This window comes from Paenibacillus maysiensis (genome assembly GCF_000520815.1).
In the GTDB taxonomy this organism is placed as follows: domain Bacteria; phylum Bacillota; class Bacilli; order Paenibacillales; family Paenibacillaceae; genus Paenibacillus; species Paenibacillus maysiensis.
The window spans coordinates 1-7,393 of record NZ_ASRY01000114.1; the positions used below are offsets into that span (position 1 = coordinate 1).

The following is a 7,393-nucleotide window of genomic DNA, read 5'->3' on the forward strand; positions in this document are numbered from 1 at the left end:
TTGTTCAGTTTTCAAAGATCAAACATTTCTTTTTCGCTGTCTTTTTCAGCAGCTATAAGATCATATCATGTTCGTTTCAGAAATGCAAGCTTTATTTTTCTTCTTTTATAAAGATTATTTTACCCAAGCTTTTCATTTTTGAAACAGCTGTTTTGTTGTCAGCTCAAATAATATATCATATATCCAAGCAACTTAGCAAGTACTTTTTTTATTAATTATTAAAATCATCTTTTGACCTTGATCAAAGTCAGCCAAGGGGCAGTAGCCCCTCACGTTTTAGCTGGTGACTCCTTCGGGTTCAAATACTTCCGCAGGCCAGTGTAACTCCACACCTTGGCAAAGAAGCCTGCTCTGAAAACGCCCCAGATGCTCTGCCGATTCGCTGACTTCTATCGGAAATACTCCGTTAGAGACACAATAAGCCGCGAGACTACCCGCTGATTCACCTATATTCCACTCCGTGGGGTGCAGCCGATAGCAACCATTTGCGATTTGAGTCATCCCTATATTTTTACATGCAGGAAGCAGATTACGCACTCTCACCGGAATAAGGGAGCCTAACGGAATTTCATAAGGGTAATTAGGAATGTAAAATGTCCGCTGAGATACAGTGGTCGGATGGAGGTCCAAATGATAGCTGCCTACACCTACGCTGTCCGCGTATCGTTTGGGCCCATCCGTTCCACGAAGCTCACGACTTACATCGAACTCTGATATCGTATACTTCGCTTGAATTCGACGCGATTCGCGAATATAGGGGGCTTTAGCCAGACCATCTGAGGTACCAAGGAAATCTCCACGGGGCCGAATGCCCGGATAACCGAATCCTCCATCTAACCGGGGTGCTTCGGTCTGGAGCCAATAGATTAAAGAACGGGTCAATTCTCGGGCTCCTTCCCTATGTCTTTCCTGCTCCTGAGCGGTGACACCGATCAACGGACCGAGGTAATAATCATTTTGTGCCCAGTTTAAAAGAGTTACCTCTCCATCATTTAATGGTTTGCTCCATATAGAAGGGTCCACAATGCGACGGTAATCCCATAGTGATACAATGCCCTGTTCGTTAGGAAATAAAGTGAACTGTTTTAGTTTGCTGGTATCATCCGCATCCGTAGCAAACCAGCTCAAAATCGGGAAACGGGAAAAGGAAGGAATATAATTTCTCCAAAAATCATATTGTTGCGGCCGCTCTATAATGAAGCTTCCATGCGGAATGTAATCTACGGCTGCTACATGTGTGATAGACTGCATATCCATAGGGTCAGCGTACTCCAAAGCATGAGGCTCACCTGTATCATCCCGCGACTCTGCTCCACTCGTATGCTCCACCCCCGCCATCGGAAGAAGATCCCCGCACTCTGTGGCATCCAAATAAAACGTTCCGCGCAGCACCATAACCCCACACCCATCACCGAGGCTATCCGAGGTACGAACAGTTACGGAAGAAATGCAGTCCCCATCCGTTTGAGCAGCTATGGGCACGGTGTGGTAATATACGCGAACACGCCCCGTATTCAAATAGGGAGCAAGCATATCCTCAAGCACCCGCAGAGCTACTCGTGGTTCATGAGCCAGACGGCTTACCCAACCGTTGCCGGGATTAAGAATCGGGTCATTTTGGGCTTCTTCCGTTAAAGGATAGTTCTGACGGTAATAGTCACGTACACGATTACGGAACTCACGGTATGTTGCTGTGCAGCCAAACTGTTCGATCCATCGATGCTCATCCGGGGGGACGGCCTGTGAAGTTAACTGTCCTCCCAACCAGTTCGTCTCCTCCGTCACGATGACTCTCATGCCAGCCTTCGCTGCCGCAAGAGCTGCCGACGTTCCTCCCAAACCTCCGCCAATCACAACAATGTCGGTATCGATCCGATTTTGCGTCATGGTTCGTTCCCCTTTCATGCTTGTTCTAGGAATCTACTAGTTCAAAAGCAAGCCGTCCCGCACCGATGATGCCAGCGCGATTACCCAATAACGCCCGGCTTACTTCCGTTTGGACTCCCAGCTGTTGTAGATGCTTTTCCAGCAAGGGCCACCAGACTTCTCCCGCGTCCGCTACCCCTCCGCCTACGATAATAGCCTCGGGATCAAGGGTGACCGAGATATTGACCAGAAGTACGGCTAAATCTGCGGTGTAATCGTCCAGTACCTGAAGCGCCTTCGGGTGACTGTGAGCGGCCTCCTTCATGATCTCGACTCCCGAGCGATACTGTATACCTGTGTATTCTCTGGCCCGGCGTAACAGTGCGCTACCTGATACATACTGCTCGGCGCAGCCCTTTTTTCCACAATTGCAAGGAAGGCCTCTTGGGAATAAAATACTATGCCCCCAATCGCCGCCGCTCCAATGAGCCCCTCGGCACAACAAACCATCTTCCATATATGCGCCACCGACGCCTGTTCCCAAGGTGAGCATGATCAAGCGTCGCTTGCCCCTCCCCGCCCCCTGCCATGCTTCTCCTAGCAAAGCGGCGTTCGCATCATTGTCAGCAACAGCACGTAAGGCGAGATTCTCCCTCGCCCATGTTACCAAGTGTGTACCTTGCCAGCCGGGGAGATTATCCGTCGCATACACGACTTCACCGCTCTCCACGTTTACTCTGCCAGCCGTAGCAATCCCCAGAGCGCCGATATCGTTATTGCCAATGGTGCTGAGTCCTTCCACAGCTTCGGATACCCGTGAGAGTACCCAATCACGCCCGCGAGAAGCATCCGTATCCAGCCGGATTTCGTCCAGCACCGCACCATCCCGTGCCACTACGGCTGCCTTCACTGATGTACCTCCAATATCGATCCCTATGACTCTGTTCACAGCATCTGCCACTACAGCGTCCTCCTTGTTGCCAAACGATATCTACAAACACGCTCTTTTACGTAAAGCTTCTATAATAGCAAGTCATATACCACAACAATAACTAACGATTGGACACAGCCTAATAGACCAGTTCTCCGCTTTAAAACCTCAATAGCTTCGTTCAATGACCGCCCTCGCTGTTTTTTCCTTCATCACTTTGGTATGACTCGTGTGCTTACGAGCAAGCCCTTCGCAGAGGAGGTCAATGACAAATAGCTGCGAGATTTTGGCTCCAATCGAACCGCCCTCCATCGGAGCTTCCTTACCTGCGGTGAGCAGCACGATATCCGCAATGGAGGTGATGGGCGATTTTGCATAATTGGTGATCGCGATAATAGTCGCGCCGTTTTGCTTGGCTTTGTGCAGCATGTCGTTCGTATCCAGCGTACTTCCCGATACACTGATACCGATAGCCACATCTCCGGGTTTCATGGACACCGCCATCATCGACTGGATATGTCCGTCTGCCACGGCTTCGGCGCGCCGCCCGATTCGTAAGAAGCGGTTTTTGGCATCCTGCGCAGAAATCCCCGAAGCACCTACACCAAAAAATTGAACATAGCCTGCCTGGTCGAGACACGTTATCGCACGTCCAAGCTCTGAACGGTCCAGCAGTCCCATACTAGAGTGCAAAATATCGAGCATATTGTGATACACCATGCGGGTAATATCATGTTCGTTGTCCGGGTAGGTGTTTTCCCCACCCGTATCGGTTTTGCGATAAGTCTGGTTTTGCGCCAGGGACAGTCGAAAATCCTGATATCCTTTAAAACCGATTTTCCGGCAAAAGCGCATGACGGTCGTCTCGCCTGTACCTGCAAAATCAGCTAATTCCGTCACGGAGAAATATATGATATCTGCCGGGCGCTCCAGTACGCACAAAGCGACCTTTTGCTCCGATTTTGTTAATGAAGGAAAGTACGTATTAATTCGGTCGGTCATCTCCATAGATGCATTTCACTGCCTTCCTTGCGGCATCGGCAAACCGCTGCGTAATCAATTGGGGTCTGGTAATCGCCGAGCCTACAACCACTGCATACGCGCCCAACCGGAATGCTTCCTCCACCTGCGCCGGCTCATGGATTTTGCCCTCCGCAATTAAAGGCACAGGAACCAGCTCTGACGCTCTCCGAACCAGCTCCAGATCGGGTCCATCGATCTGAGCAGAGTATGGCGTATAACCGGATAACGTTGTGGATACGCAGCTTATACCGAGGGAAGCGGCATGAAGCGCCTCCTCCAGTGTGGATATATCCGCCATGGAAACCACTCCATGGCCATGGGCGTAATCTATGAGCTGCTTCAGCTTGCATCCCCCCGGGCGCGGACGTGATGTAGCATCCAGGGCGATGATATCCGCGCCCGCGTCCACCAGTTCCTCCATCTCACGGAGGGTGGGCGTAATGTAAATATCGGAATCATCATAATCCCGCTTGATCAGACCGATGACTGGCAGGGAAAGCGCCTGTTTGATCGCATGCACATCTGCTGCGCCATTGGCGCGAATGGCCACGGCTCCGCCCTGCTGAGCGGCGCGTGCCATTTTGACCATGGAATCCGATCCGTGCAGCGGTTCATCGGGTAGCGCCTGACAGGATACGATCAGGCCGTGCTGAACTTTTGATAATACAGCTTCCATTCCCATTGGGATCACCCTCTCTCTTCGACATGATGCCGTACGGTCAATCCGACTTCAAAGGTGCGGTTCCACGGCATATAGCAATCTGTAATTTCCACGTGGCCCTCCGGCCCGTTTACATATTCGTCGAGCGCCTGCTCCAGTCGTCCGCGAATGACCGCAGCAACCGAACCTCTCTGTCCATCGAGCATAAACTTGTCGAAGCCCATTTGTTCCACAATTCCATTATTCATGGCGGTACGCACCACAGCGCAATAACATGCATCTTCGGCGTAACGCAACGCCAGAAAATCCAGATGCTCTGTTGTAGGCCCGTAGTGGCTATACAGCATGGACTGGGCAATGACGGTTCCCAGCGTATTGGAGCTGGTGTTCCAGCCTGCATAACCTGCCAGCTCAAAAAGCAGCCCTTTTTGCTTCAAAAGTCTAAGCAGCTTAAGATCAGCTCCGTTGGCATAGCCTACATCAGCCACTGCAATGTTTTTACCTGTATGTCGCAGCATATGGGCGCCGTATTCGACCAGCTCCACCACGTTTCGGTATACATCATATCCGGCCATTGCACGCTGTTGAGATGATGCTTCTGCCATCGTGTCTCCGGGCGTGTTAGCCAACAAAATCAAATCAGCCTCTGCCGCTGAAGACGCGATCAATCCGCCTGCCGCCATAATCTGATATTTTAACGTTTCATAAAAATAACGATCCTCAAAAAGCGGAATCACGAATGCTCCCTGCAAAGCGGACAGCCTTGGATAGACAAGCGGCACAGCATTCTTCGCCTGGTTCACCCACCGCGCCAGCAGCGTACAGCCCACTTCGTCTGCCCCCGGATACATGTACACACTCAAATCCAGCCCAAGATCGGAAATACGATTTCTTAGCTGCTGCTGATCCTTGGCGGTATAGCCGTAGGGAGCAGAATCATCTTGTGGAATGATCATAAAATCAATGATACCCTCTGCTACCAGCTCCAGTGCGGCTTCATTAGCTTCCAGATTCACACGGCGACGTCCCAGGTAATCCTCCAGTATCTCTACAGGCAGACGTTCGTTGATGTCGGATAATTCAAGAAGCTCCTCTGCCGTGGCAATACCCAGCTCCTGACGATGCTCAATAAAGCCCTTCCTGAATATCTCGCGTCCCCAATCGGCGTAGTAATCCGGTTCTTCGTCAGCCAAAGAATATTGCGGACAACGCATAATCAGTTGAAAAGCATATAAGGTCATCTGCGGATAAAGCCGCTTGAGCCTGCGAAGTCGATTCACCTTGTCACCGACCTGCTCACTTGTCATTCCATGCAGCCGGGATGGTACGATTCCGCCGTACAGCAGCGTATCCATCGCAATAATGGCTCCATCGGCTCCCGCTGCACGTTCTTCGAGCCAAGCCCACAGTTGGGTCGTATCACCGGGAATTTTCTTTTGTCCCATCCATTCCATCGGGGGACGCTCGATTTCCAAATCTGTGCCTTGCGCCAGCAAATAAGGAAATTCATAATTACAGGGCCGTTCATCCAGCGGTACAAAAAGCACACGGGTGTTTGGCTTCACCACACACATCCACCTCTCCTGAAAATTACCGTTATCCTAACGGCAAATGGTTATTTTCAGGGCAGCTATGCTGCCTTGGTTTCTTGATCCATCAGCAAATGCTCACAAGATCAGTCGATACTTGCCTTGTTCATCCTGACCGACGTAGCCCCACCGCTCGGCTGCACGGATCGCCGGATCACTGCCGAGCCGAGCCTCCGTCTCCAGACAGGCAGTGATACAGCGCCGGAGTTCCACCACGACTTCGTCCGTCAGGGGCACAGGCCATTGCCTGCCGACCACTTCCTGCGGCGTACTGCTCTCCTCGACCTGCTGCGCACCGCTCTGCCGCTCGCTGCTGACCACAGCTTGGCGCAGCGTACGCCACAGATCAGTGTCCAGCTCGGCGCGTTCCAGCCACGGCGCGGCCTGTACTACGAAGCCTGCCGCCAGATCATCAGCGGGTACTTGCCGCAGGACGCTCACGGCTTGGAGCAGCCGCTCAAAGTACATATCGAGCGCCGGGATATCGCGCAATTGCAAAGCAAGGTCCACGTCCTCATACGTGCTGCCGCCCAGTCGGCTGTTCCTGTTTTGACGGCAGAAAAACATCAGTTCCTCCGCGCGCTCCCCCGCTAACTCCCGCACAGCCCAAGCCCAAGAAAATTCCGGCATGTACCGCTCACTGTTCCACATGTAGTGGGACATCGTAATGAGCGTCACTTTGGAGCATTCCCACTGATTCATCGGGTTGGCTACCATACCGGTATGTCCGCAGTTTGGAAGCCCGGAATACCGCCCGCGCAGCGGATCGAGGAATAAGCGGTCACGGTCACAATCATTCACCGGAATGTTATCCCACAGCCACAGCTCGTGCCCAAAGAACGCATGATTATCGGCAGCGTGCTTCCGGCCAATATGCGGAGCAAACACAAAGTATCCGGTCCAGAACACCTTAATCTCCGGGTGCAGCCGCTCACGGAAATCCTTTTTGTACTCGGTATCCCAGTACGACCAATATTCCGAGGGACAGACCGTCAGCGTAAATTCAGGCAACCGCTCCGCCAGCCATGCATGCACCTTGTTCGTCAAAAAGACATGAGCGTGGCCCGAGCGGCCCAGCAAATGTCGATTTTCTCCTTTTAACACATAATCAATATCATCCATTAATATGGAAAAATGGCGCACGCCAATGGCAATCACAGCCGCCAGCTTTTCCGTCAAACTGAGGAAATCCTCATCGCTGCCAAAGCTCAGGTCATTCCCCGGACTGATGCAGTAATGAAAATCGATCTCATGCTGATCGCAGGTTTCCTTTAATTCGCTAATCTGCGCAAACGTGTCTTCCGGGTACGGCTCCCCCCCTAA

6 protein-coding genes are annotated in these 7,393 nt (G+C 51.8%); all 6 read right to left on the minus strand.

The genetic code is table 11. The annotated features are described in order from the left end of the window. Positions 1 to 276: 276 nt before the first annotated feature. Positions 277 to 1,887, minus strand: a complete 1,611-nt coding sequence (locus tag L696_RS0107710) for an FAD-dependent oxidoreductase (protein ID WP_025683128.1) — start codon at positions 1,885 to 1,887, stop codon at positions 277 to 279. 25 nt (positions 1,888 to 1,912) lie between these two features. After that, positions 1,913 to 2,827 carry an ROK family protein gene (locus L696_RS0107715; RefSeq protein WP_025683129.1) on the minus strand — a complete coding sequence of 305 codons (915 nt, stop codon included), beginning with the start codon at positions 2,825 to 2,827 and terminating at the stop codon, positions 1,913 to 1,915. A 138-nt stretch (positions 2,828 to 2,965) separates the two neighbouring features. Continuing rightward, entirely contained in the window at positions 2,966 to 3,805 is an 840-nt protein-coding gene (locus L696_RS0107720) for a MurR/RpiR family transcriptional regulator (protein ID WP_025683130.1), read from the minus strand. Then, the gene (locus L696_RS0107725; RefSeq protein ID WP_025683131.1) at positions 3,783 to 4,502 is read right to left on the minus strand and encodes an N-acetylmannosamine-6-phosphate 2-epimerase; all 720 of its coding nucleotides are present in this window, start codon (positions 4,500 to 4,502) and stop codon (positions 3,783 to 3,785) included. Before L696_RS0107725 ends, L696_RS0107720 begins: the two co-directional genes overlap by 23 nt. A gap of 5 nt (positions 4,503 to 4,507) precedes the next feature. Further along, a complete protein-coding gene (locus L696_RS0107730; protein WP_025683132.1) occupies positions 4,508 to 6,049 on the minus strand; it encodes a DUF4127 family protein in 1,542 nt (513 codons plus the stop codon). A 99-nt stretch (positions 6,050 to 6,148) separates the two neighbouring features. Beyond that, on the minus strand, positions 6,149 to 7,393 hold a 1,245-nt coding region (locus tag L696_RS0107735), incomplete at its 5' end, for a beta-N-acetylglucosaminidase domain-containing protein (RefSeq protein WP_025683133.1).